This window comes from Stenotrophomonas sp. CFBP 13725, assembly GCF_014841935.1.
Taxonomy (GTDB): domain Bacteria; phylum Pseudomonadota; class Gammaproteobacteria; order Xanthomonadales; family Xanthomonadaceae; genus Stenotrophomonas.
In genome coordinates this window covers 297,905-321,840 of sequence record NZ_JACYUV010000002.1, presented here as the reverse complement: position 1 = coordinate 321,840, position 23,936 = coordinate 297,905, and the positions used below count along the sequence as shown (strand labels likewise).

Genomic DNA, 23,936 nt, shown 5'->3' with positions numbered 1-23,936 from the left:
CTGAACAAGGCCTACCAGCAACCTTCCACCGTGGCGTTGTTCGGCGTTTTCCGCCCCGCCTGGTCCAACGTAAGCGTGCCGCACTTGTCCTTGTCCTGGCCGGTGCCCGGTACAGCCTGCAGCTTGAAGGCCGATGCACTGGGGTTGCCGCTGTAAGACAGTGTGTAACGCGAGGTCCCATCCCGGGGAGACTGGGTAATCGGCAGCGTCAGTCCCGCGTACGTGTTCTGCACGGTGTGATGGCGCTCCAACTGCTGCGCCAGCTCCACCAGGTCGGCTTTTGCCTGGGCGCGGCGCGATTTACGCACATGGTCGTTGTAGGACGGAAAAGCAACTGCCGCCAGGATCGCGATCACCGCCACCACGATCATCAGTTCAATCAGGGTGAAGCCCACGGCGTGCCTGCCAAGGGAACGTCTGTTTCCATTTCGCATCGTCACTGTCCTCATCGGATCTGCCGCCATGACTGTCTGCCACAGGGACGCGGCATGTAAAGACCGTCCGCGCCCGGCGCACGCAGCACGAAGGTGCACTTCTCACGATTGATGCGTTCATCCACGCTGCAGCCCGGATCTCCAGGCTTGCAACCCGTGAGCGCTGCCGGTGGCGGTGGTACGAAGATACTGGTGTCACGTACCGGCGGCCCCTTGCTCAGATCGCCCCCCTTGGTCAGTGCGATGCCGCCACAGTCACCGGTACACACCGGAGCTCCGCTGCGATCCGGGCTCAGTCCCGACATGGACCCTGCGCCGGTCAGCAGGTTCAGACCGTAAAGCCAATTGACACCGCCGCCGCTACCGCAGATCGACGTACCGGGCACATAAGCCGTAAAGAAGACGATGCCGTTCTGGATATTGGGATTACCCACAAAGCGCTCGCCCTCCACGGACGTGCCCACCATCAGATCGACATACCAGCCCCGTTTCGTCGTGTAGCTCACTGCGTTACGGCTGACAGTACGGACGGCGTAACCGCTGCTATTGGCTGCCGAGCCAATGGTCTGTGCCACCAGTTGGCTGCGTCCCGTCACCGACGTCTTCAGATCATCCCATATGCCATACAGCGACTGCACCGGCGATGCAGAACTGACCTGATTGTCATCCGCAGCAAAGTACTGGCCGGTACCGAAGAACAGGCTGACACCCCCACCGGGGCCACTGCTCACTTCGATACCGCCGGTGATGGGCTGCTTCGCATTGTCGCGCACCGCCGAGAACAGTGGCTTGCCACTCAACGCAATGCTCCAGTTCTCAGGGTTGGCATCGGAGAGATCGTACTTCCACAGATTTCCCTGCATGTCTCCGCCGTAGACGGTGTCGGTGATGCCATCGCTGTTCTTCAACGCCACTGGGGCGATGTTGATCAATCCATTGCGCCCGGTGTAAGCCGCCTCTGACGAGGTCAAGCGCTTCAGCACCTTGCCGGTCGCAATATCGACGGCGAAGAGCACTGCCCTGCCGCTGGTGGAATTGACCCCGTTTCCGAACAATGCAACGAAGCGCGGAGGGCCGCCGGATGTTGCTGCGGTGACGGGCACCACGACCGGCTTGCCGAGCACGAAGCCCATGTCCGATTCCGTCTTGCCGGAGACTTCCCACAGCACACTGGACGCATCGAACCCAGTCGGGTTGGTGACGTTGAGGCCGAATACCGACCCATTGCCGATGGTCGCCGCATTGGGCGCCTTGCTCGAACCACCGCCACCGGTGCTGCCCACCAGCACCGTGCGCCATGCATTACCGTAGTAAACGTCAGCCGATGTCAGCGAACCATCTACGTAATAGCGGTGCCCGTAGGCCGGGTTCGCCAATTCGGCAATGTGTTGCAGCGAAGCGGATGGGATGAACGCAAGTTCTTCGTTACCCGCAGCACTGCCCGTAGACGCATTGAACCCGTGCAGCATGCCGTCGTTCGCACCGACATACACCATCGTCGGAGCGCCACCCGTGCCGCGTTTGGTGGTCAGGTACGTCGCGTAGGCTGCCCCCATGGTTCGCTTCCATGAGGTCGTGCTCTGTGACCAGGAAGCGTAGCCATAATCGTCCCGGTTGGACACGATCTCGGTCGAGGAATTGACGATGTCGCCAAGCGGCGATGTCCGTGTCCGCAGGCCACTGATTGGCGTGCCCCGCAGATACGAGACCAGGTTGTCCACGCTGCGCGAGCCGAACCAACTCGGGATCGAACTGCTGAAGCCCATCGCCGAGAGTTTTGCTGGGCGATCAGCACCGGGGACATTGGTCGAAGTGAACTCTGCCGCAGCGACCGCCTTGACCTCGCCCGCCGTGCTCGTGCTGGTCGGCGCCGTGGCCATGTAGATGCGCCGGGTGGAGCCGGAAATCCGGCTGGACGCGCGCCACAGCTCCGCACCATCGGTTCCGTCGGACGTGACCGCGGTGCCTACGACGTCGCCGGTCCAATCATTTGAGCCTTCCGGCACCTTGAAGTTGGAGCTGACCGTGAAGGATCCCGTGGTGATACGGGCACCGCTGCCGCTTCCGCCAACAGGCGCATCGCCCGCAGCAGCACTATCGAAGATCGCTTCGAGCGCCTCCTTCAACTTGGTCGGATTACGGGCCAGGAAGTAGTTGTCCGGCACGCCCGCCTTCTTGCTATCCCATTTCTTGCCACCCGCCGGCACACCGTACTTGGCCGCATACCACAGTGGGCTTTCCAGCTGTTCGGCTGCGCCTGTAGACAACTTGTACTTGATGACTACCGGCTTGTCCCATGTGCTGGGAAAATTATTGTTGGACGTCAGCACCGAGTCATTCTGGTTGCCCGGGCGCAGCGCGAGTCGCTGCACCGTGTTGGGCGAATTGGAGCCGGTGATGGTGTAGCCCGACAGCATCGCGTTGCCGGCATACGCGGACAGGTTCTCGATGCGGATCATGACTTCGTCCGCCGCAACCGTGCCGCGCACTGTACTGCCGACGTTGTTGTTGTCTCCGTTGCAGACCGCCGTATTGATGTTGGCCGCGCTGTAGCTCTTTGCGGCACGCGAGTCCGCACGCCAGCAGATGTTGTTGTGGCCGGTTGCCTCACCGCAGCTGGCGCCAACGCAGTAGCTCAGCATCGCCACGACGTCGTTGTCGTGGTCATTGCCCCAGAGAGAATCCTCCCACACCAGCGAGAAGCTGCCCGCAGTGCCGTCAGCCTTGTAGGGCCGCCCGTACACGTTCGCCTGCGAGGTCGTGGACACCTTGGTGCCGATTCCGACCGCGCCGAGGAAGCAGCTGCGCCACCCGTTGGAGGCTGCTGTCGCATTGCCGCCGTTGTTGGCTTGGCACAGAGGCGAAATGCCGATCTTGCCGCCGCCAACATTGATCTCGAACTTGGGCAGGTTTTCGGCCATGGCCACCGTGTAGGTGGTCGCGGTCACCTTGTAGCCCGCTGGCTTGTTCTGCACCCCGGGGCGCAGATCCGTCTCGGCCGCCGCCTTCGCCAGCCCGGCCAGCATGTAGCTGCCCTCCATCGAGGGGATGTCCGGGCAGATGCCGCGCATGTCGCTGAGCTTGCCGACCGTTCGGCCCTGGCAGATATCCTCGTGGGTGTTCAGCGATGCGTAGCGCGGCGTCGCCGTATTGCGGCCGGCCATGAAGGACTTGCCGACAACGCCCTCTGCCGTGCCGACCGCATCGGTGGCCGCCGTTGCCGCAGCGAGGTTGGCGACGGAGCCGATATTGTCACTGTCGAACGACGGCAGGCCCGAAGACATCACCAGGATGTTGCAGGTCGCGCAATACGAGTTGCCGCCGCTTGCCGGCTGACGGTAGGGATCGGCCCATTTCACGCCGGTCGGCAGCCCAGCCAGATCACCGAGATCGCCGTACAACGGCGTACCTGCGGTAACGTAACGTAACGCCTCGGCGTACATCTCAGCCAACGGGTTACCCCAGGCACTGCACTTCTGGCCCCCGGTGCCTGGATCGGTCAAGTTGCCGTTGCCGTTCTGGTCCTGTCGATTCAGGATGCCGTAGGTGTTGCAGTCGTTCCAGTTGCTGCTGCCATTCCACTGGTTGATCTTGAAGGTGGAGATCGTGTTGATCACCCCCTCTGCCGCCGCCGTCGCACCGGCCTTGAGGTAGCAGAACTGACCGGTCGACAGATCGATTTCATCGCCAGCTGCGCAGAACGTGCTCGCGTTTCCGGCGATCTTGCCGATGTTGCGACGCAGGGTTCCGCCATCACGTGGATTGACGTAGGTACCGGTGACCAGGCCGAAGCGCAGTCGACCACTCTCACCATACGTCTGCAGCACGCCGCTCGGCTTGTACCGATCAGTATTGCCATCGTTGTACTTGCGGCAGTTGCTCTCACGGATCGCATTCGCGCTCGAATCGCATACTTCCACGCGAACAGCATAGGTCGTCGCGCTGCGCGGAACGTCGGATGACCCTTCGCCCGAGCGGCCCACGCCGCACTGGTAGCCCGCCGTGGACGCCCACTCCGACCAGTTGCCCGCCGCCACCAGCATCAGCGGGGGATTGGTCGCGGTGCCGGCACCCAGCGTCGCATTGCAGAAGGACTGCGTGCCCGTCAGCGGCGCGAAGTTGCCGATGTCCGATCCGCTGTAGACCTTCACCCAGGAGTGAAGGTCATTGGGAATCTGTGCCCGCTCGATGACCGTCTTGGTCAGCGTATCGGTTGACCGCTGGCCGCCGTACAGAACACCGCGCATGACGTCCAGGCGGCTCATCGCGATCCAGTTCAGGAAGTTGCCGGACCAGCGTCCCGAACAGGTATGGCCATTGGTGCCACCCGCGTTGCCCGTCGCTTTGAAGACGCCATCGTTGCCGGTGGCGCTGGGCGCATAGCAGAGCTTCGGATCGAAATAGCCGCCGTACTCGAAGGTATCCAGATACGTGGTATCCAGCGTACCGTCTTCATTGAGATCGCTGTAGTCGCTGTAGGCCGCGTTGAACAGCTGCTCGTCGCGCGACATCACCATCATCATCAGCGGCGGCTGCGTCTGCTTGCTGTACAGCGGTTCCTGGGCGACGTCGTAGTCACCGACAGCCGCGCGCAGCGGCACCACCAGCGCGGCAATACCCGCAAGCAAGGCCAGCCCCAGCCCGATGCGGGCAATGCGGGAGGGAGAAAAACCGGGGAAGCGACGGTCACTGTTCATGGGATGAAGATCGTGTCGATGACGGCGCTGGCCGCGGCATTGGTCGGGTCGTCACTGGCCAGGGCCGTGACCTGATAGATGTTGCCGGTCTCTTCGCTCTGTCGCGTACCCACGCGGCGACTGGAGGCCGCAAAGCATTTGTCGATCCGACGGGTATAACTGGACGTGGTGGCGGTGACGCCGTTTGACCAGGTCAGCGGGTCGTAGCTCGGGCTGCACTCTTCCTGGGTAGCGACGAAGACTTCGCCACCGGCGATCTTCGTTTCGATGTTCTGTTCCATCCCGCGTGCGTCGGCCTCCGCGTTCTGGAACGCCTGGTTGGTGCGCAGGTAGTTGGCCGACATGCGCTCCTGCATGCCCGTTACCTGCATGCCGGCAATACCGATCAGCGCCAACAGGATCAACATGATGAGCGCGACATACAGCACGGCACCGCGCTGTTGACGGGGCGGCGGACCAAAGCGATACGGGGAAGCGGGCATGGAAACCTCAGTTGCCGTACAGGCGGTTACGCAAGGCGATGGTTGTCTGGTAGACCGAACGCATCCGTCCATCATTCGGCGCGGTGTATGTCACACCCAGCGAGGTCAGAGCAGCGGCGTCGCCCGTGGTCCGTTTCGCAGCCGCCGGGTCCGGACTGGACACCAGCAGACCCAGCTGCACGGCGCCGACGCGTCGCCACGCCTGAGCCTTGTCGGTCAGTGACGCTTCGACGTCCAGCGCGGTCCCTTGACGATCAATGAAGCCCGTCGGCGCTGTTGCGTCGAGCTGACGATCCTGTCCGTATAGCAACTGCATGTTCTCAACACCTTCGACCAAGGCTTCAGGCGCCTGGGCCGCCAGTCCACCGCCCGGCTTTGCGGTGAAGCGCACCCGGTAGAGCTGTGACTGCTTCGACGTGGCATCGTAGCCGACGTAGAAAACAACGCTCTCCGCGCGATACAGGCTGGCCTGACCGGTGGTGTACAGACTGCTGAAAACGGAGGTGTTGTTCGGCGCGGTGTCGAACGTCACGCTGCCACCGTTATCGACGGCACTGGCCTGGAAGACGGTGGCAGATAGACAGTCAGCCACCCCGAAAAGACCGGGCTCGGAGACGCCGCTCTGCAGCACCGCGAGTCGTGACGCCTCGAAATTGAAGATGGGTTTGGCCGGCGTACCCGCGATCAGACTGACCGGCACGCCTTCAGGCATCAGGTAGCGCAAGGCGACGATGTCGCTGCCATTGACCCGGTTGGTCAATGCCGCCGCGTACTGCGTAGGCAACGCGGGGCTGTATGCCGTGCCTCCGGTCGCGGGCGTTGCGGGCAGGGTCAGGGTTTTGCCAGGACCGGTGTCGGTGGCTTCATAGCCCTGGATGGACCTGCTGAAGTCCAGCGCCGGGTGCGTGGTGGCCAGGGTGGAGTTCAGTGATGCGGGTGTCTGCAGGCCGTGTGCCTGGTCGTTGACGCAGCCGAAGTGACCGGCCATGCGCAGCTCGCGCTGAAGGGAATCCATCGCAAACCGGCTGTTCTCCTGCACGCGGGCCAGGCCTTCGGACAACTGGTAGGCCGAGCGCGATGCGGCGAATACCTGGATCACGGCAAGCATCACGACCAGGCCAATGACCATGGCGATCATCAGCTCGACCAACGACACGCCTGCCATGCGGGAAGGCAACGAACGGGTACATGAAGGGCTCACAGACGCGTCCTCGCCGTAAATGTCGTATCGGCGGCAGTTTCATTCCAGCGCTCGTCACCCCAGGTCACGTTCACCGTTACGACCCCGTTGTTGCTGGCCACCGTCGCTGTCGCGTTGTCGCCCAGCGCCTTACCGAGACGACACTTCCAGTCACTCATGAAGCTGTCCTTGCTGATGTCCTTGCCCGTGGGAGGATTGCAGTTGGTCGTGGTGGCGGTGTAACTGCCGACGAACGTGTCGGCAGCCACCCGGTTGATCCGGATCTGATCGAGCAGTTCGTAACTGAGATTGGTTGCCTGGGTCCGGTAGTTCGCGCTTTGGACGTAACGCACATTCATCGTCTGCAGGAGCGCGAAGCCGAGCAGACCGAAGCCCAGGATCAGGATGGCGATCATGACCTCGATCAGGCTGAAGCCGCCCGCCTGGCGTCGTCCGCCACTGCAATTCCGAGGGCTCATGCGCATGCCTCCTTGTGAAGCCGAACTTGGCCTGTAGCCGAGATGGTGAGGCGCCGCTGGACCGGCTGGCCAGCGCACTCCTGCGGCCTCAGCGTGATGTCTTTCGCCGCATTGGCACGGCTGCGGCCGCGGCCATCGAAGGAGAACGAAAGGTCTTGATCACTCACGCCCGTCAACGTGGGGCGGCCCTCGGAGAAACGAAGGATCGGCTCGCCGGCATCGAAGCTGCCATTGCGGTTGGTATCGCCCCAGACCATCCAGCCACCGGCCCAACTCGTGCCGTTGCACGACGCGCCTGCAGTGGACGCGCAGATTCCGGCACCGCGGGTGTTCTTCACCGCCTCGGAGCGGGCCAGCGCCATCGAAGCAATCAGCTCGTTGGCCGTAGTCGCCATGCGGTTGGAACGAAGGGTCGATTGAAAGCTCGGGAAAGCAATCGCGGCCATGATCGCCATCACTGAGATCGTGACCATCAATTCCAGCAGCGTGAAGCCCTTGATGCGGCGTAAAGACATGGAACGCTCCCCAGCGTGATGGCTGCACGATGGGCCCCGCGCCTGCCGCGCGCAAGCGGCGGCAGGACGAACGGTCATTCCGGGCGATGGGCGTCAAAAGATCGGCACCACGGGCCCCCGGTAGCGCCGAGCCACGCTCGGCGAGCGCAGCGGCAACCTCCGCAGGGCCGGAACCCATCCGCATCACGGACGGGATCCGCCCCCTACCCTGCCCTCAGGTCACGACCTGGTAGCAGGGCTTGTACTCACCGGAGATCTTCATCCGGCGCTGGTCGACGAACGCGCGCAGCAGCGCGTCCAGCGCCTGCATCATGTCGGCGTCGCCATGGATCTGGAACGGGCCGAACTCTTCGATGCGGCGCATGCCGTCTTCCTTCACGTTGCCGGCGACGATGCCGGAGAACGCGCGCCGTAGGTCGGCCGCCAGGGCATGCGGCGCCCGGCCGTGGTGCAGGTCCAGGCCGGCCATCGCCTCATGCGTGGGCACGAACGGCTGCTGGTAGTCCCACGGGATCTCGATGGACCAGTTGAAGAAGAACGAATCCTTCTGCGCCAGGCGGTGCTCACGCACCTGCTTGATGCCAGCCGACATGCGCCGTGCCACCGCCGATGGATCGCCGATGATGATCTCGTAGCGCTCCGCCGCCGCATCGCCCAGGGTCAGGCGGATGAAGCGATCGATCTGCTCGAAATACGGCGCGGCCATCGCCGGGCCGGTCAGGATCAGCGGGAACGGCAGATCCTTGTTTTCCTCACGCAGCAGGATGCCCAGCAGGTACAGGATCTCTTCGGCCGTGCCGACGCCGCCGGCGAACACGATGATGCCGTGGCCGATGCGGACGAACGCTTCCAGCCGCTTTTCGATATCCGGCATGATCACCAGATGGTTGACGATCGGATTCGGCGACTCGGCAGCGATGATGCCCGGCTCGGTCAGGCCGATGTAGCGCGTCACGCTGCGGCGCTGCTTGGCGTGGGCGATGGTGGCGCCCTTCATCGGGCCCTTCATCGCGCCCGGGCCGCAGCCGGTGCAGATGTCCAGGCCACGCAGGCCCAGCTCATAGCCGACCTGCTTGGTGTACAGGTACTCGTCGCGGCCGATCGAGTGGCCGCCCCAGCAGACCACCAGGTTCGGGTCGCCCGGATTGAGGATGCGCGCATTGCGCAGCAGCCCGAACACCGCATTGGTGATGCCATCGGACGATTCCAGCTCGGCCGCGTAGGCCGGGCCCATCTCGATGGCCATGTACGCCAGGTCCCGCACAACGGCGAACAGCAGCTCGGCGACGCCGCGGATGATCTCGCCATCGACGAAGGCCATCGCCGGCGCATTGGCCAGGTCGATGCGCACGCCGCGGTCCTGCTGCGCCACCTGGATATCGAAATCCGGGTACAGATCACGCGCCGCGCGCGGATCGTCCGAGGCACTGCCACTGGTCAGCACGGCCAGCGCGCAACGGCGCAACAGCTCATGCATGCCACCGATGGAGGCATCGCGCAGGCGCGCCACTTCGGCGCGCGACAGCACATCCAGCCCACCGCGCGGGTAGATCCGCGCGTCCTGCACCGGCAGCGTACGTGCCGGCGTCTCACTCTTTGTGGTCATGTCCAACGTTTCGCTTCCTCAAGGTTTCCGACTTTAGCGCTGCCCCCTTAAAAAGCAAAACGGCCGGGAAACCCGACCGTTGGATAGGCGTCGCCAGCGTCCCCGGAGGTCGCGGCAGCGGCTTTCACCGCATACGTGGGTTGATGCTACGCCTGCGCGGAGGGCTCCACAAGCCCTGCCGCCGACAAAAGAAAACGGCCGGGTTGCCCCGGCCGTTCTCCGTTACAGCAGGTACACGCTACCGCTTAGAACTGGTAACGGAAGCCCAACTGCAGCGACCACTGCGACACACCGACGTCGAAGCCGTCGGCATCCGCGTTGGCAACCGTCGGCGCATCGGCGCTGCGGTAGTTGTACACGTACTTGCCCTGGTACATGCCCTGCAGGGTGGCCACACGAGCGTCGGCGAAGAAGCCGTAGTCGTAGATGTTGCCCCAATCCTTGTTCAGCAGATTGCCAACGTTCTGCACGTCCAGCCAGATTTCAGACTTGTGCCCCTTCATGAAGCCCGGCAGCTGCTGGCTGACACGGATGTCGAAGGTGTTGATCCAGCCAGTGCGGAACTCATTGGCACCCGGCGAGCTGCCGGCGTACTTGGCCAGTTCCGGGTTGGCAGCCAGCCAATCGAAGAAGCTCTTCTCCATGGCCGCATCGGCAGCGAACGCGCCAGTGCTGGAGAGCGTGCCAAACAGCACATCGCCCGGGCCCTTCGGCACGTAGAACAGGTCGTTGGCGCTGCGGTTGTCGCCGTTGGCGTCGTTGACGAACACGTAGCTGTACGGGCGGCCGCTGCGGCCTTCGTACACCAGACCAACCTTGGTTTCGTAGTCACCGAAGAACTTGTGCTTCCAGTTCAGCGAGCCCGACAGGCGGTCGCGGATCTGGTAGCGCGAGGTGTTCTCGACCGGGGTATTAGCGTCGAAGGCGTACTGATAACCCCAACCCGAGCTGGCGGTGGAGCTGGTCAGCGAACCGACTTCGGTAGCATCGGTGTAGGTGTAGCCGATGTTCCAGGACCAGTCGCTGGCATCGCTCCACGGCTTGGACAGCGACGCGGTGAACTGCGAGGTGCGGCCCTTGTCGGTGTTGTCGATCAGGTAGACGTTGTTGTAAGCCCGGTTGCGCGAGACACGGCTGTCGTTGTCGGTCCAGGCGCCGACCTTCGAAGCGCTGTAGAAGATATCGCGACCATCCGGGCCCTGGTACTGGATCGGGCCCAGGTTCAGGTTCTGGTAGTACAGGCCATCCTTGACCTTGGTGACCAGCAGTTCGGCCGAAGCCACGATGCCGTACCACGGGGTTTCATGATCCAGGGCCAGATTGGCCTTGTAGATCGACGGCATCTTGAAGTCGTTGCCGACGAAGTTGACGTTCTGGATCGCCGAGCCCGGCGCGGTCGGGACCGGCTGGGTGTCCTTGTTCGCGTTGAACTTCAGCGCATCGTTGTACGCGGCGCTGTTCAGGCTGTAGACGTTGGTGTTGAAACCGGTCGCCGAGTAGCTGTTGCTCAGCCACACCTGCGGCGAGTCACCCTGGAACAGGCCCACGCCACCGCGCAGCTGCGTCGGGCGCTCGGTGTCGAAGGTGTAGTTGAAGCCGAAGCGCGGCTGGATCAGGAACTTGCTGTCGAACACCTTGCTGTTGTTATAGCCGAAGACGTTCGAGGCAGGTGCGTTGTAAGCCGGCGTCGGGCTGGTGTCCGGACGGTCGGCACGCAGGCCCAGCGTCAGGGTCAGGTTGTTGTTCACATACCAGGTGTCCTGCACGAACAGGGCCAGGTTGCTGTACTTGTAATCGGCGGGGATAGAACCCGGCGTACGCTCCGGGGCGTAGTTGTAGCTGCTCCAGCGGCCGGCGGCGAAATTATCCAGGCCGTAGAAGGTGTAGGTGCCAAACGAGTTGGCGCCGAAGAAGTTGTAGATATCGTTGGTATCGTACGACGCACCGAACTTGACGTCGTGGTCACCCAGGGTCAAGGTGCCGGCGCCGTAGTAGTTCCACGCCTTGGTCTGCAGGACGTTGTTCTGCGAGTTGGCTTCGGTACCCAGGTACAGCGAGTCGCCGGACGGCGCGCCCACGTTGCCACCAAAGAAGATGCGCACGCTCGGGGCATTGGTGCTCACGTTACGGATGGCCGAGTACTCGCGGTACGAAGCCTTCAGTTCGGTGGAGAAGTTGTCCGACCAGTCGCTGAACAGCTGGGCGACGTAGCTCTCGTTGGTCTTGTCGTGCTGGTACCAGTACGAGCTGAGCGAGGCAGCGCTGGTGGTCATGCCGTTGATGCGCAGCTTGCTCTGGTCGATCTTGCTGTAGCGAACGCTGGCACGCTGGTTGTCGCTGATGTTCCAGTCCAGCTTCAGCGCATACTCTTCCATCGAGGTGTCGCCGTTGCTTTCCAGGCCACCGGCTTCGATGCCGTAGCCCTGCGCGATCTGCTGGGCGCGGGTCACGTCCGCCAGGCTGAACTGGCCATTGGCCTTGCCCAACGGGGTGGTCGACAGATCGGCGCCCGGGGCAGCCTGCTTGAACTTCTCGTAGTTGGCGAAGAAGAACAGCTTGTCCTTGATGATCGGACCGCCCACGGTCACGCCGTAGGTTTCTTCTTTGGTGAAGCCGTTGAACGGCTGGCCTTCCGGGTTGTCGCCGAACCAGTCACCGTCACGGTAGGTGCCGTAGACCGAACCGTGGAATTCATTGGTACCGGACTTGGTCACCGCGTTGACGGTGGCACCGGCGGCGGCAGCGATGCTGACGTCGTAGTTGGACAGGTTGATGTCCAGTGCTTCGATGGCTTCCATGGCGACCGGCTGGCGACGGGTCGGCATGTTGTTGCCTTCCAGGCCGAACGTATCGCTGGCGGACACGCCGTCGATGCTGATCGAGTTGTAGCGCGGATTCTGGCCACCGGCCGAGATCGAGCCGGAGGCGCGATCGATGAAGGTCACGCGCGGATCCAGACGCATCAGATCCTGGATGTTGCCGCCGATGGACGGCGCCATCTCGATCTGCTCTTGGCTGATATTGGTGCCCGAGCCCATTTTGGTGGTGCTGAAGACTTCCGAGCCACCGCCCACGGCCATGACCTGGACAGCGTCCAGGTTGGTGGCGGCGAGGTCGCCGGCCAGCGTGGCGTTGATGGTGCCGGTCTGGTTCACGCCCAGATAGACGCCATCTTCAGTCTTGGTGCCTTCACCGGGCTTGGTGATCGAGATCGTGTACGGACCACCCACGCGCAGACCGCGTGCGTTGTAGCGACCAGCCGCATCGGTCGTCGCACGCGAAACGGTGCCGGACTCGGTGTGGGTGATGGTGACTTCTGCGCCTGCAACGGGCGCGCCGGCCGAGGAGACAACCTGACCACCGACACCGGCAGAGGTGCTCTGGGCAAAGGCGGGGGCGGCGGCGAGCACGGCCATGAGGCCAAGGGTGAGCTTGGACATCCGGAGCGGGTGGTTCATCTAGGGTAGCCTCGATGCGAGTTGGCGATGGCGGAAAAAAAGCGCATCCAGACAGCCTTGCGGGAGGCTGTAAGGACATTTATCTGGGGTTCCCAACCGTGAACGGCAGCTGCCGCAACGGTTAACAATAGATTAACACGGTACGATCTGAATGTGACGGTAGTGCGACAAAAGGCATGTCGACGCAACCCATACGTGACGTTTTCTTCACTCCCCGTGAAGATACGTACGAATTCGCGCCGTTCTTACCCGTTTACGTCCATGACAAGACCGCGCTGCGTCAAGGCCGAAGGCGACAGCAGGTGCACGGCAGCAGCAGCCGCGACGTCCGGGGCCTGTGCGGCGTCATCCTGGTCCAGCGACCAGGCGCGAGCCCGCAACGCGGTGCGCATCGGGCCGGGCTGCAGGCCGGACACTCTTACCGGGCCACTCTTGAGTTCATCGTGCAGGGTGGCGATCAGCCCCCTCAGGCCATGCTGGGCGGCGCCGTATCCGCCCCAATAGGCTGCCCCCACCCGCGCGGGATCATCCACGCAGAACACCACGGCGGCATCCTCACGCTGACGCAGAAGAGGCAGGCAGGCCTGCACCAGCCACGCCGGTGCGGTCAGAGTGACGTGCAACGAGCGCGCGAAGCTGGCCGGATCGGCCAGTTCAAATGGGGTAAGTCCGGGAAAGTCTGCCGCGCATACCAGAATGCCATCCAGTCGACCCAGCTCACTGTGCAGGCGGGCCGCCAGTTCGGCGTAGTCATCCGGGCTGGCGCCTTCCAGATCCAGCGGATACAACAGGGGCTCCGGCCCGGCCTGCTGCACCTGCGCATACACTCTATCCAGGCGACGCGGCTTGCGCCCGCACAACACCACCGTCGCACCGGCGCGCGCGCAGGCCACGGCGGCCGTGCTGCCCAGACCGCCGCCAGCCCCGACGACCAGAATCACCCGGCCCTCGAGCGACCCGCCGTCAGCAGCAGGCGAAGGCGCGGCACTCATGCAACCGAGGCTTCTTCGACGATGCGCTTGAGCTCACCGGCCTCGAACAGCTCCATGACGATGTCGCAGCCGCCGATCAGCTCCCCGTGCATGAACAGCTGCGGAAAAGTCGGCAGGTTGGAGAAGCGCGGCAGGTTGGCACGGATCTCGGGCTCTTCGAGCACATTGACGGTACGCAGTGAGACGGCACCGGCGGCCATCAGGGCCTGCACGGCGCGGCTGGAGAACCCGCACGTCGGGTATTGCGGGGTACCCTTCATGAACAGCACGAGGGGGTACCGATCAACTTCGGCCTGGATCTGTTGCATCACTGCCACAACCACACTGCCTCCTGGATGGGCGAATCCGACCGCGACGGTCGGCTAGACTTCCCACAGTAGCCACCATTGTAAGCCGATGGAACCGGCCACCGGCATCCCCTTTCCCATCGCAGATCGCATGCCCATAGAACTCACCCCCCTGCCCTACTCCCCCGGCGCCCTGCAGCCGCACCTGTCCGAACGGGCGGTTGCCCTGCAGCACGGGCAGCACCAGCGCGCCTGCGTGGACGCCGTCAACCAGCGGATCATCGGCACCGAATGGGAAGACGCCCCGCTGGAGCGGATCGTCCGTGAAAGCCAGGGTTCGCTGTTCGAGTCGGCCGCCCAGGCCTGGAACCTGCAGTTCCAGTGGCAGTGCCTGCGCCCACGCGGCAGTGGCGACCCGCAAGGGCGGCTGGCCGACCGGGTGAAGCGTCGTTTCGGCGATGTGGCCGGTCTGCGCCATGCGTTCAATGATGCCGCGCTGGGCCTGTTCGGCGCTGGCTGGGCGTGGCTGGTGCTGCATCCGGATGGCAGCCTTGCGATCCAGGTGACCCGCAACGCGGGCACGCCATTGACCAGCCACAGCACCCCACTGCTGGGGTGCAACCTGTGGGAACACGCCTATTACCTGGATTACCAGAATGATCGCGCGCGCTACCTGGAGGCCTGGTGGAAAGCGGCGAACTGGGAGTTCGCGAGCGAGCAGATGCCCGACTGAGGTCGGGGGACCGGCGGTGCCGAGCCACGCTCGGCGAGCGCAGCGGCAAGCGCTGACTACCCGACCTGACGGCCAGCGGCCGTCAGTACCTCGATCAGCAGCGCAGTGCGCGTACGGCAGGTTCCACCTGCGCCTGCCGGTCCAGCGCTTCACCTACCTGCTGCAAGGCGCTTGCGAGCGCACCCGCGTCGTCGTCACGCAGCGTAGCGTGGCCCACCTTGCGCCCGTCGCGTGCCTGCTTGCCATAGTCATGCCAATGACCACTGGCCTGCGCCAGCACCGGCAGCGGGTCGGGCATGGCACCGATCCAGTTCAACATGCACGCGTGGCCCAGCATCCGCGTGTCGCCCAGCGGCAGGCCCAACACGGCGCGCAGGTGGTTCTCGAACTGCGAGGTCTCGCTGCCCTCAATCGTCCAGTGGCCGGAGTTGTGCACGCGCGGCGCCATCTCGTTGGCCAGCAGCTCGCCATCGCGGCAGAACAGCTCCAGCGCGAACACACCGACATACTGCAGATGGTCAGCCAGCGTGCGCGCATAACCGATCGCCGCATCGTGCTCGGCTGCGCTCAGCTGCGCGGGCGCGACGCTGGCGGAGAGCACGCCGTCCACATGCCAGTTACCCGTCACGGGATAAGCGCGGAAGCTGCCATCGACAGCGCGCACGGCGACCACGCTCACTTCGCGCTGGAAGGCGACGAAGCCCTCCAGGATCAATCCCGTGCGATCCACCTGTGCGCCCAGCGCGTCCCACGCGGCATCGATATCGGCCTCGCTGCGCAGACGGAACTGTCCCTTGCCGTCATAGCCCAGGCGACGCGTCTTCAAAATGCACGGCAGGCCGAATTCCGCTGCTCTGGCAGCAAGCTCATCACGACTGCGGATATCGGCGAACGGCGGCAGCGGGATGCCCAACTGCTGGAACAGGGTCTTCTCACTGAGGCGGTCCTGCGCGACAGCCAAGGCCGACGGCGGCGGATACACCGGCACGCGTTCGGCCAGCCACTGCGCACTGTCGGCGGGTACGTTCTCGAAATCGAAGGTGATCACATCGACCTTCGCTGCGAACGCCGCCAGCGCATCGCGGTCGTCGAACGCCGCCACGGTCAACGGTGCCAGCGGTCCGCCGCACGCATCAGCGGCAGGATCGAACAGCTCGAAGCGCAGGCCCATCGGCGCGCCGGCCAGGACCATCATGCGGGCCAGCTGGCCGCCGCCCAGGATGCCAACGGTCTTCGTACTCATTGACGCGGATCGTCGTGGGCCATGACATCTTCGGTCTGGCGTGCGCGGAAGGCATCCAGCGCCTCGCCGATGGCGGGCTGATCGCTGGCCAGCATCGCTGCGGCGAACAGCGCCGCATTGGACGCACCGGCGTTGCCGATGGCGAAGGTCGCGACCGGGATACCGGCCGGCATCTGCACGATCGACAGCAGTGAATCCATGCCGTTGAGGGCCTTGGACTGCACCGGCACGCCCAGCACCGGCACCGCAGTCTTGGCCGCGATCATGCCCGGCAGGTGCGCCGCGCCACCGGCACCGGCGATGATCGCGCGCAGACCGCGCGGACCGGCCTGTTCGGCATAGTCGAACAACACGTCCGGGGTGCGGTGTGCGGATACGACTTTCACTTCGAACGGAACGCCCAGTGCTTCAAGCTTCTGGGCCGCGTGCTGCATGGTTTCCCAATCGGAGCGGGAGCCCATGACGATGCCGACGAGCGGCGAGGGGTGGTTGGGGGTCATTGGCCGTCACCTGCCTTAAAGACGTATTCTAGCCATCTTCCACGCAAGACGAAGAACCATGGATCGCAAGCTGCTTGACCTGCTGGTCTCACCGGACACCCGCCAGCCCCTTTCCCTGCTGGATGCCAAGGGGCTGGATGCCCTCAACCGCGCCATCGGCAGCGGTTCTGTCACCAAGGCCGACGGCAATCCGCTGGCGCAGCCGTTGCGCCAGGCCCTGGTCACCCGCGACCGCAAGCAGGTGTTCCGCCTGGACGACGGCATCCCGGTGCTGCTGGCCGAAGAAGCCATCGCAACCGACCAGATCGCCGACTTCCCCGCCGCATGAGCACCGCCGGCGCTGGCGTCTTTGATGCGCCGGATCCGGCGCTGGTCGCCGCCGACGTGGCCCGCGCGCTTGCCGAAGACCTCGGCAGCGGGGATGTCACGGCCGCGCTGTTGCCCGACCAGGCCGACACGGCGTACCTGCTCTGCAAGCAGGATGCGGTGATCGCCGGCCGGCCGTGGTTCGATGCCACCCACCGCGCGCTGGACCCCGACGTACGCATTGACTGGAAGGTCGATGAAGGACAGCAGGTCCACGCCGGTACGGTGTTGGCCCTGCTGCAGGGTCGCAGCCGCAGCCTGGTCAGTGCCGAACGCACCTCGCTGAACTTCCTGCAGACCCTGTCAGGCACGGCGACCATCACGGCGCGGCACGTGGCAGCCGTGGCCGGCACCGCCACGCGCATCCTCGACACCCGCAAGACCCTCCCCGGCCTGCGCCTGGCGCAGAAATACGCGGTGCGTTGCGGAGGCGGTGCCAATCACCGCATCGGCCTGTACGACACGGTGATGCTGAAGGAGAACCACATCCGCGCCGCCGGCTCGCTGCCCGCTGCGGTCGCCGCCGCGCGCGCGATGTGGCCGCAGCTGCCGCTGATCGTGGAAGTGGAAGACCTGGACCAGCTGCAGCAGGCCCTGCAGGCAGGCTGCGAGCGGATCCTGCTCGATGACTTCCCGGCCGCACTGCGTCGCGATGCGGTCCGCCTGACCGCCGGGCGGATTCCGCTGGAGGTGTCAGGCAGCGTCGGACTGGACGGCCTGCGGGCCATCGCCGAGGACGGCGTGGACTGCATTTCCATCGGTGGTCTGACCAAGCACGTGCAGGCCATCGACCTGTCGTTGAAGCTGGGGCCCCCGCCGGCTTGATGTGTGTGGCAGGCCGGAATCCAATCCGGTCTGCTGCGCGCGGGCGATCTGAGCGCCCGCTCTACCCTTCGTTCACGAGCACGCTGCGACGCTTGCGCCATCCCCCTTGTTGCGGAGCACCGCATGCGCCGGTTGCTGCTTGCCTGTCTGCTGCCCTTGTCAGCTGTTTCATTCGATGTGGCGGCGGCGGAAGCCTGCGATGTGCCACCTCCGTTCGGCCAGAGTCCGTTGGCGCTGGCCATCCGCCAGACCGCCTGCAACGAACATCGCTTATGGTTCCGCCCCTTCATCGACCGCGAGGGCCGCGCCGCCAGCCTGGCGGTGACCGAGGCGGAGAACGAGCACCTGGCCGACAACGGCCTGATTGCATGGCAGCGCGTGGCGGGTTACTGGCGCGACAGCGGCACGTTGAATGCGATGGGCGCCCAGCCCGGTGCCAGCAGCTGCATTGCGCCCCTCGGGTCGCGCTACACCGACAGCGATTGCCGCGCCTTCCTGCTCGACAACCCGTGGTCGGCTGCCTTCATCTCGTGGGTCATGGTGCGCGCGGGCGTGCCCGGCTTCAACGCGTCGCCTCGCCACATCGATTACATCCGCGCCGCTTACAACGGGTCTGCCCCGTACCGCCTGGCCGATCCGGCAGCCGAGAAACCGGCAGTCGGCGACATGCTCTGCTTCCTGCGTGATCGCAGCCAGACCCTGAGCTACAGCGGGCTGGTGCAGGCACTGGGCAATGGTTCGGTCGGCCACTGGAAATCGCATTGCGAGGTCGTGGTGTCGGCCAACATGGGCGGCGACCGGACGCTATACCTGATCGGCGGCAACGTCATGAACACGGTGGCCATGCGCATGTTGATGCTGGACCGCACCGGCCGCGTCGAGCTGCCTGGCAAGCGGGAAGCGGACCCGGACGGCATCGCACCGACGTGCACGCCCGGCCGTGAGGAGGAGTGCAGCTTCAACCGCCAGGACTGGGCAGCACTGTTGAAGCTGACCGCAGCGGCACCGTTGCAGATGCAGCCCTAGACCCGGGATCCGCGCTCCATCGCAGCCCCGACCCGACTACGCCACCTTGAACTGCGGCGCGCGGACCGCCATCTTGTAGGCACCTTTCCTGCAGTGCGCGAGCGACATGCCTACCTTGATCCTGTTGATGATTGTCGGCGCCGCAGGTTATGCGTTCTGGAACTCATCGCGCGCGGCCGCCGAGCGCGCCGGTGTGCTGGGTCGAAACGCGTGCAAGGCTGCCGACGTGCAATGGCTGGATCAGAGCGTGCATGCGATCGGCCTGAAGGTGGCGCGCGGTGACGATGGCAAGCTCTGCTTCGAGCGCACCTTCAAGTTCGAGTATTCCTACGATGGGATCGATCGCCACGTCGGGCGGATGGTGCTGCGCGGGGACGATCTGGTGTCCTTCAGCGGCCCCGGTGCGGCGCGGATCAGTGCGATCCGGCCGGATGTGGACGACGCCGAGGATGTCTGATGGGATGACGACCCAGGGTCGTCATCTGGCAGTGCGTGGCGTTACTTGACCACGCGCAACTGCGGACGACCACTCGGGCGCGGCGGCGGCGCATCGGGCGGCGTATCGTCATCCGACGAACCATCGGCCTCATCCGACACCTCGTGGAGCGGCACATCGTCGTCGGCCGCATCCGCGCCGATCACGTCGTCAGGCAGCGCCATGCCCTGCCCCGTTTCCCGGGCATATACGGCAAGCACCGCACTGATCGGCACCAGCACCGCGTAGCTCACGCCGGAAAAGCGCGCAGAGAAGCTCACCGCCTCGTTGTCGATCAACAGCTTCACAACGGCGCGTTCGGCGATGTTGAGCACGACGCGACCGTCCTTGATGCTCGACGGCGGCACTTGTACGCCAGCCACCCCCGCATCCACCAGGATGTGCGGCGTCAGCGCGTTGTCGTTGATCCATTCCACCAAGGCCCGCAGCAGGTACGGACGGTGGCTGGTCATCCGGAAGAATTCGTCAGTCATGTGTGAAGTGTACGCGCCCGCCCCCCTGCTTGGCACCGGGGGCCGACAGAGCGTTCGGCTGCCAGTCGAAAACGCGGAACGCCGGAAACCGGTAGCGCCGAGCCGTGATCGGCGAGCACAGCGGCCGCGCGCGGTCCGGCATTCCGCCGAGCGTGGCTCGGCGCTACAGGAACCGCAGCACATCGGTAGCGCCGACCCGTGGTCGGCGAGCGCAGCGGCCGCGCGCGGTCCAGCAATCCGCCGAGCGCGGCTCGGCGCTACAGGAGCCGCAGCACATCGGTAGCGCCGACCCGTGGTCGGCGAGCGCAGCGGCAGCGCGCGGTCCAGAAATCCGCCGAGCGCGGCTCGGCGCTACAGGAACCGCAGCACATCGGTAGCGCCGACCCATGGTCGGCGAGCGCAGCGGCAGCGCGCGGTCCAGAAATCCGCCCAGCGTGGCTCGGCGCTACAGGAACCGCAGCACGTCGGTAGGGCCGACCCACGGTCGGCGAGCGCAGCGGCCGCGCGCGGTCCGGCAATCCGCCGAGCGTGGCTCGGCGCTACAGGAACCGCAGGACACCGGTAGCGCCGACCCATGGTCGGCGAGCGCAGCGGAAGCGCGCGGTCCGGCATTCCGCCGAGCGTGGCTCGGCGTTACAGAGGGGATGCGCGGTATCGATCAGCTCGGCAGATCGCGCAGCTTCTTTTCCTGATCGGTCAGGCTGCGGATGAAACCGGGGTGGCGGAAAATGCGATTGCCGTAGTCCTCGATCGCCTTGCCATCCTTCGGCAACGGAATATCCAGTGCCTGCAGGCGCCAGATGATCGGTGCGATCGCGCAGTCGGCCAGGCTCATTTCCTGGTTGAGGAAGAACTTGCTCGCCTTGAACAACGGCACCGACGAGGTCAGCAGTTCCTTCAGGCGTTTACGCCCGGCCTCGGCCTGCGCTTTGTTGCCCAGTTGAATGGCCTGCACCTGCGGCACCCAGTCGTGCTCGATGCGCAGCATCGCCAGACGGATGCGGGCACGTGACAGCGGGTCCACCGGCATCAGCGGCGGATGCGGATAGCGCTCGTCCAGGTACTCGCTGACCACCGAGGCGGCGTACAGCACCAGCTCGCGCTCCACCAGCGTGGGCACCGAGTGGTACGGATTGAGGTCGATCAGATCTTCGGGCGGATTCTGCGGATCCACTGCCACGAAGTCATAGGTGACGCCCTTGGCCGCAAGGACCAGACGCACCCGATGACAGAGCACATCGTCGTTCGAGGAAAACAGCGTCAGGGTATTACGCATGCGTACGCTCGCCGCCATCAAAGGCTCTCCAACGACAGGAGTCCGCCTGCCGAATCGGCGCTGTCGGACCATTTCCGACAGTCAGCTCGTTCCCGAGTGTGCAACCGGCGATCACAAAAGCCAATAGGCCATGGGTATCGGGTCACACATTGACGCGTGCACCGCGTCCCGGGGTCGAACCGTCAATGTACATCCTTCCAGTAATCTTTCTTCAGCAGATACAACAGGAAGGTCAGCAGCGCCAGGAACAGGATCACCCACACGCCCAGCTGCTGCCGCTTCAATGCCGCCGGCTCGCCGGCATAGGCCAGGAAGTTGGTGATGTCGCGCACGGTCTGGTCGTACTGTCCGGCATCGACGTTCCCGGGCGTACGCACTTCCAGGGCCAGCACCGGCGGATCCAGTCCAGGTGCCTCTGGCTTGCCGTGCACGGCGTGCTGCAGGCCCTGCATCTGCCACAACGGGTTGGGCATGGAGGCGTTCGGGAAGACGGTGTTGTTCCAGCCCAGCGGACGGTTGCTGTCCAGGTAGAACGACTTGAGGTACGTGTAGACCCAGTCCGGTCCGCGCACGCGCGAAATCAGGCTGAGGTCCGGTGGCATCTTGCCGAACCACTTCTCCGCATCGGCCTTGGGCATCGAGACCGGTACCTGGTCGCCAATCGCGGACCCGGTGAAATTGAGGTTGTTCATCACCTCTTCTTCGGTCAGCCCCAGGTCGGCCGCCATGCGCGAGTAGCGCAGGTATTTCAGCGCATGGCAGCTGGAACAGTAGTTCATGTACAACTGTGCGCCGCGCTGCAACGACGCACGATCGCCCAGATCATTGCCGGCCTGCAGCATCTTGGCGCTGCCTTCAGCAGCCAGCGCCGCGCCGCCTGCGAGCAGCATCGTGGCCATCAGGGCCATGCGGACCATCCAGCGCTTACTCATGCGTGGTCACCCTTTCCGGTACCGGCTTGGTCTTGTCCAGTCGCGTCCATATCGGCATGGTGAGGAAGAAAGCGAAGTACAGGAAGGTCAGTACGCGACCCACCCAGGTTTCCCACACCGCCGTGCCCGGGCCGGAACCGATCACCCCCAGCCAGATGAAGCACACCACCAGCACGCCCAGCATCACCTTGGATATCCAGCCGCGGTAGCGCACCGACTTGACCTTGCACTTGTCCAGCCACGGCACCAGGAACAGGATCGCGATCGCCGAGAACATCACGATCACCCCGCCCAGCTTGTTTGGAATGACCCGCAACATCGCGTAGTAAGGCGTGTAGTACCAGACCGGCTTGATGTGTTCCGGAGTCACGAGGCGGTTGGCCTCGGTGAAGTTGTCGTGTTCCAGGAACTGCCCGCCGAAGGCCGGCGCGAAGAAGATGATGAAGGCGGCGATGATCAGCAGGAAGCCGGCGCCGACGGCGTCTTTCATCGTGTAATAGGGATGGAACGGAATGCCATCGGTCGGCGCGGTGGGCGACCAGCGGTTGCCCTTCGGCCCCTTCTTGATTTCCACGCCGTCGGGATTGTTCGAGCCCACCTCATGCAGCGCACCCAGGTGCAGCACCACCAGCAGCAGCAGCACCAGCGGCAGGGCGATCACGTGCAGGGCGAAGAAGCGGTTGAGCGTGGCATCGCCGGGCAGGTAATCGCCCATGATCCATTCGGTCAGCCCGTTGCCGATCACCGGGATCGCACCGAACAGCGAAATGATCACCTTCGCGCCCCAGAACGACATCTGGCCCCACGGCAGCACGTAGCCCATGAAGGCTTCGGCCATCAGCACCAGGTAGATCAGCATGCCCAGTATCCACACCAGCTCGCGCGGCTTCTGGTAACTGCCGTACAGCAGCCCGCGGAACATGTGCAGATAGACCACGATGAAGAAGAGCGATGCACCGGTGGAATGCATGTAGCGGATCAGCCAGCCCCACTCGACGTCGCGCATGATGTACTCGACCGAGGCGAAGGCTTCGGCCGCGCTGGTCTTGTAATGCATCGTCAGGAAGATGCCGGTGACGATCTGGTTGACCAGGATCAGCAGCGCCAGCGAACCGAAGTAATACCAGATGTTGAAGTTTTTCGGCGCGTAATACTCACTGACGTGCTTGCGGTACACCGGCATCAGGCCCGGCGCGCGCGCGTTGACCCAGTCGGCCAGGCCGCTGGCGGTACGGGCAAGGATGTTGGCCATCAGGCGGTACCCTCCGGATCGACGCCGATGATGATCGTATTGTCGTCCTGGTAGTGATGCGGCGGCACCAGCAGGTTGATCGGGGCGGGGACGTCATTGAAGACCCGGCCGGACATGTCGAAGCGCGACTTGTGGCACGGGCAGAAATAGCCCCCCTTCCACTGCGCGTCATAGGGTTCCGGGCGGATTTCGGCCACCATTTCCGGCGAGCAGCCCAGATGAGTGCACAGGCCGACAAGCACCGAGACAGCCGGCTTGATCGACCGCAGCTCCGGATTGCCCTTGAGCACGTACTCCGGCTGCTGGTCTTTCACACCTGACCCGGGATCCTTCAGGCGGTCATCCAGACTGGGCAGCGCGTCCAGGATGGCCTTGGAGCGCTTGACGATCCAGATGGGCTGACCGCGCCATTCCAGTATCAGCCGCTGGCCTTCCTGCAAGGCACTGATGTCAGCGGTCACCGGTGCACCGGCCAACTTGGCACGTGCACTGGGGTTCCAGGACTTGATGAAAGGAACTGCGACGAAACCGACGCCTACCGCCCCCACCACTGCAGTAGTGGCTGAGAGGAATCGGCGACGTCCATGATCGACTGGATCGTATACCCCATCGTTGGCCATCCGGCACTCCGATATTGATTAGGTAGCTTTAAGGCTGCCGGCAACCTGGTGGGGGCCAGGCTGC

General features: G+C 64.3%; 22 protein-coding genes. 5 read left to right on the top strand and 17 right to left on the bottom strand.

The window, feature by feature from the left end; genetic code table 11:
• Positions 1 to 11: 11 nt before the first annotated feature.
• From IFT65_RS04505 to grxD, 10 genes are all read right to left on the bottom strand, one after another.
• Entirely contained in the window at positions 12 to 449 is a 438-nt protein-coding gene (locus tag IFT65_RS04505; RefSeq protein WP_274602793.1) for a type IV pilin protein, read from the bottom strand.
• Positions 446 to 5,131 carry a PilC/PilY family type IV pilus protein gene (locus IFT65_RS04500; RefSeq protein WP_197973998.1) on the bottom strand — a complete coding sequence of 1,562 codons (4,686 nt, stop codon included), beginning with the start codon at positions 5,129 to 5,131 and terminating at the stop codon, positions 446 to 448. The genes IFT65_RS04505 and IFT65_RS04500 overlap by 4 nt, the downstream gene beginning before the upstream one ends.
• The gene (locus IFT65_RS04495; RefSeq protein ID WP_192080475.1) at positions 5,128 to 5,613 is read right to left on the bottom strand and encodes a PilX N-terminal domain-containing pilus assembly protein; all 486 of its coding nucleotides are present in this window, start codon (positions 5,611 to 5,613) and stop codon (positions 5,128 to 5,130) included. Before IFT65_RS04495 ends, IFT65_RS04500 begins: the two co-directional genes overlap by 4 nt.
• A 7-nt stretch (positions 5,614 to 5,620) precedes the next feature.
• Positions 5,621 to 6,778, bottom strand: a complete 1,158-nt coding sequence (locus IFT65_RS04490; protein WP_188327318.1) for a PilW family protein — start codon at positions 6,776 to 6,778, stop codon at positions 5,621 to 5,623.
• A gap of 32 nt (positions 6,779 to 6,810) precedes the next feature.
• Positions 6,811 to 7,272, bottom strand: coding sequence for a type IV pilus modification protein PilV (gene pilV / locus IFT65_RS04485; protein ID WP_192080473.1), 462 nt, complete (start codon positions 7,270 to 7,272; stop codon positions 6,811 to 6,813).
• On the bottom strand, positions 7,269 to 7,787 hold the full coding sequence (locus IFT65_RS04480; RefSeq protein WP_188324471.1) for a Tfp pilus assembly protein FimT/FimU: 519 nt from the start codon (positions 7,785 to 7,787) through the stop codon (positions 7,269 to 7,271). The genes pilV and IFT65_RS04480 overlap by 4 nt, the downstream gene beginning before the upstream one ends.
• Positions 7,788 to 8,001: 214 nt before the next feature.
• Positions 8,002 to 9,393, bottom strand: a complete 1,392-nt coding sequence (gene ppnN / locus IFT65_RS04475; protein WP_188324472.1) for a nucleotide 5'-monophosphate nucleosidase PpnN — start codon at positions 9,391 to 9,393, stop codon at positions 8,002 to 8,004.
• A gap of 245 nt (positions 9,394 to 9,638) precedes the next feature.
• Positions 9,639 to 12,833, bottom strand: coding sequence for a TonB-dependent receptor (locus IFT65_RS04470; protein ID WP_192080733.1), 3,195 nt, complete (start codon positions 12,831 to 12,833; stop codon positions 9,639 to 9,641).
• Positions 12,834 to 13,096: 263 nt separating this feature from the next.
• The gene (locus tag IFT65_RS04465) at positions 13,097 to 13,843 is read right to left on the bottom strand and encodes an SDR family NAD(P)-dependent oxidoreductase (protein ID WP_188324473.1); all 747 of its coding nucleotides are present in this window, start codon (positions 13,841 to 13,843) and stop codon (positions 13,097 to 13,099) included.
• Positions 13,840 to 14,160, bottom strand: coding sequence for a Grx4 family monothiol glutaredoxin (gene grxD, locus IFT65_RS04460; protein WP_188324474.1), 321 nt, complete (start codon positions 14,158 to 14,160; stop codon positions 13,840 to 13,842). Before grxD ends, IFT65_RS04465 begins: the two co-directional genes overlap by 4 nt.
• A gap of 121 nt (positions 14,161 to 14,281) precedes the next feature.
• Between grxD and IFT65_RS04455 the strand changes: the two genes are divergently transcribed.
• Positions 14,282 to 14,863: a Fe-Mn family superoxide dismutase gene (locus tag IFT65_RS04455; RefSeq protein WP_192080471.1), complete on the top strand. Its 582-nt coding sequence runs from the start codon at positions 14,282 to 14,284 to the stop codon at positions 14,861 to 14,863.
• 94 nt (positions 14,864 to 14,957) lie between these two features.
• Here the strand turns inward: IFT65_RS04455 and IFT65_RS04450 are convergent, their stop codons facing one another.
• Positions 14,958 to 16,106: a 5-(carboxyamino)imidazole ribonucleotide synthase gene (locus tag IFT65_RS04450; protein WP_192080469.1), complete on the bottom strand. Its 1,149-nt coding sequence runs from the start codon at positions 16,104 to 16,106 to the stop codon at positions 14,958 to 14,960.
• Positions 16,103 to 16,606 carry a 5-(carboxyamino)imidazole ribonucleotide mutase gene (purE, locus tag IFT65_RS04445; RefSeq protein ID WP_188324477.1) on the bottom strand — a complete coding sequence of 168 codons (504 nt, stop codon included), beginning with the start codon at positions 16,604 to 16,606 and terminating at the stop codon, positions 16,103 to 16,105. The genes IFT65_RS04450 and purE overlap by 4 nt, the downstream gene beginning before the upstream one ends.
• 58 nt (positions 16,607 to 16,664) lie before the next feature.
• Here purE and IFT65_RS04440 point away from each other — a divergent pair, with 58 nt between their 5' ends.
• From IFT65_RS04440 to IFT65_RS04425, 4 genes are all read left to right on the top strand, one after another.
• The gene (locus IFT65_RS04440; RefSeq protein WP_188324478.1) at positions 16,665 to 16,934 is read left to right on the top strand and encodes a Trm112 family protein; all 270 of its coding nucleotides are present in this window, start codon (positions 16,665 to 16,667) and stop codon (positions 16,932 to 16,934) included.
• Positions 16,931 to 17,797 (top strand): carboxylating nicotinate-nucleotide diphosphorylase, encoded by an 867-nt coding sequence (nadC, locus tag IFT65_RS04435; RefSeq protein WP_192080468.1) that lies wholly within the window; start codon positions 16,931 to 16,933, stop codon positions 17,795 to 17,797. Before IFT65_RS04440 ends, nadC begins: the two co-directional genes overlap by 4 nt.
• Before the next feature lie 123 nt (positions 17,798 to 17,920).
• Positions 17,921 to 18,823, top strand: coding sequence for a DUF2272 domain-containing protein (locus IFT65_RS04430; protein WP_192080467.1), 903 nt, complete (start codon positions 17,921 to 17,923; stop codon positions 18,821 to 18,823).
• Positions 18,824 to 18,929: 106 nt separating this feature from the next.
• Complete coding sequence (locus IFT65_RS04425; protein WP_188324482.1) at positions 18,930 to 19,280, top strand: DUF3301 domain-containing protein; 351 nt, start codon at positions 18,930 to 18,932, stop codon at positions 19,278 to 19,280.
• 41 nt (positions 19,281 to 19,321) lie between these two features.
• On the opposite strand, the gene IFT65_RS04420 is transcribed toward IFT65_RS04425, so the two are convergent.
• The 5 genes from IFT65_RS04420 to petA form a co-directional block, all read right to left on the bottom strand.
• Positions 19,322 to 19,792, bottom strand: coding sequence for a ClpXP protease specificity-enhancing factor (locus IFT65_RS04420; protein ID WP_192080466.1), 471 nt, complete (start codon positions 19,790 to 19,792; stop codon positions 19,322 to 19,324).
• A gap of 658 nt (positions 19,793 to 20,450) precedes the next feature.
• Positions 20,451 to 21,086: a glutathione S-transferase N-terminal domain-containing protein gene (locus tag IFT65_RS04415; RefSeq protein ID WP_188324484.1), complete on the bottom strand. Its 636-nt coding sequence runs from the start codon at positions 21,084 to 21,086 to the stop codon at positions 20,451 to 20,453.
• A gap of 164 nt (positions 21,087 to 21,250) precedes the next feature.
• A complete protein-coding gene (locus IFT65_RS04410; protein WP_192080464.1) occupies positions 21,251 to 22,000 on the bottom strand; it encodes a cytochrome c1 in 750 nt (249 codons plus the stop codon).
• Complete coding sequence (locus IFT65_RS04405; protein ID WP_188324486.1) at positions 21,993 to 23,252, bottom strand: cytochrome bc complex cytochrome b subunit; 1,260 nt, start codon at positions 23,250 to 23,252, stop codon at positions 21,993 to 21,995. The genes IFT65_RS04410 and IFT65_RS04405 overlap by 8 nt, the downstream gene beginning before the upstream one ends.
• Positions 23,252 to 23,872 carry a ubiquinol-cytochrome c reductase iron-sulfur subunit gene (gene petA / locus IFT65_RS04400; protein ID WP_188324487.1) on the bottom strand — a complete coding sequence of 207 codons (621 nt, stop codon included), beginning with the start codon at positions 23,870 to 23,872 and terminating at the stop codon, positions 23,252 to 23,254. Before petA ends, IFT65_RS04405 begins: the two co-directional genes overlap by 1 nt.
• Positions 23,873 to 23,936: the final 64 nt, after the last annotated feature.

Bases quoted from the DNA above. Each gene is read 5' to 3' on its own strand.
- IFT65_RS04505 (WP_274602793.1), bottom strand. From the start codon at position 449: ATGAGGACAGTGACGATGCGAAATGGAAACAGACGTTCCCTTGGCAGG.
- IFT65_RS04500 (WP_197973998.1), bottom strand. From the start codon at position 5,131: ATGAACAGTGACCGTCGCTTCCCCGGTTTTTCTCCCTCCCGCATTGCC.
- IFT65_RS04495 (WP_192080475.1), bottom strand. From the start codon at position 5,613: ATGCCCGCTTCCCCGTATCGCTTTGGTCCGCCGCCCCGTCAACAGCGC.
- IFT65_RS04490 (WP_188327318.1), bottom strand. From the start codon at position 6,778: ATGGCAGGCGTGTCGTTGGTCGAGCTGATGATCGCCATGGTCATTGGC.
- pilV (WP_192080473.1), bottom strand. From the start codon at position 7,272: ATGAGCCCTCGGAATTGCAGTGGCGGACGACGCCAGGCGGGCGGCTTC.
- IFT65_RS04480 (WP_188324471.1), bottom strand. From the start codon at position 7,787: ATGTCTTTACGCCGCATCAAGGGCTTCACGCTGCTGGAATTGATGGTC.
- ppnN (WP_188324472.1), bottom strand. From the start codon at position 9,393: ATGACCACAAAGAGTGAGACGCCGGCACGTACGCTGCCGGTGCAGGAC.
- IFT65_RS04470 (WP_192080733.1), bottom strand. From the start codon at position 12,833: ATGTCCAAGCTCACCCTTGGCCTCATGGCCGTGCTCGCCGCCGCCCCC.
- IFT65_RS04465 (WP_188324473.1), bottom strand. From the start codon at position 13,843: ATGAGTGCCGCGCCTTCGCCTGCTGCTGACGGCGGGTCGCTCGAGGGC.
- IFT65_RS04455 (WP_192080471.1), top strand. From the start codon at position 14,282: ATGCCCATAGAACTCACCCCCCTGCCCTACTCCCCCGGCGCCCTGCAG.
- IFT65_RS04450 (WP_192080469.1), bottom strand. From the start codon at position 16,106: ATGAGTACGAAGACCGTTGGCATCCTGGGCGGCGGCCAGCTGGCCCGC.
- purE (WP_188324477.1), bottom strand. From the start codon at position 16,606: ATGACCCCCAACCACCCCTCGCCGCTCGTCGGCATCGTCATGGGCTCC.
- IFT65_RS04440 (WP_188324478.1), top strand. From the start codon at position 16,665: ATGGATCGCAAGCTGCTTGACCTGCTGGTCTCACCGGACACCCGCCAG.
- nadC (WP_192080468.1), top strand. From the start codon at position 16,931: ATGAGCACCGCCGGCGCTGGCGTCTTTGATGCGCCGGATCCGGCGCTG.
- IFT65_RS04430 (WP_192080467.1), top strand. From the start codon at position 17,921: ATGCGCCGGTTGCTGCTTGCCTGTCTGCTGCCCTTGTCAGCTGTTTCA.
- IFT65_RS04425 (WP_188324482.1), top strand. From the start codon at position 18,930: ATGCCTACCTTGATCCTGTTGATGATTGTCGGCGCCGCAGGTTATGCG.
- IFT65_RS04420 (WP_192080466.1), bottom strand. From the start codon at position 19,792: ATGACTGACGAATTCTTCCGGATGACCAGCCACCGTCCGTACCTGCTG.
- IFT65_RS04415 (WP_188324484.1), bottom strand. From the start codon at position 21,086: ATGGCGGCGAGCGTACGCATGCGTAATACCCTGACGCTGTTTTCCTCG.
- IFT65_RS04410 (WP_192080464.1), bottom strand. From the start codon at position 22,000: ATGAGTAAGCGCTGGATGGTCCGCATGGCCCTGATGGCCACGATGCTG.
- IFT65_RS04405 (WP_188324486.1), bottom strand. From the start codon at position 23,252: ATGGCCAACATCCTTGCCCGTACCGCCAGCGGCCTGGCCGACTGGGTC.
- petA (WP_188324487.1), bottom strand. From the start codon at position 23,872: ATGGCCAACGATGGGGTATACGATCCAGTCGATCATGGACGTCGCCGA.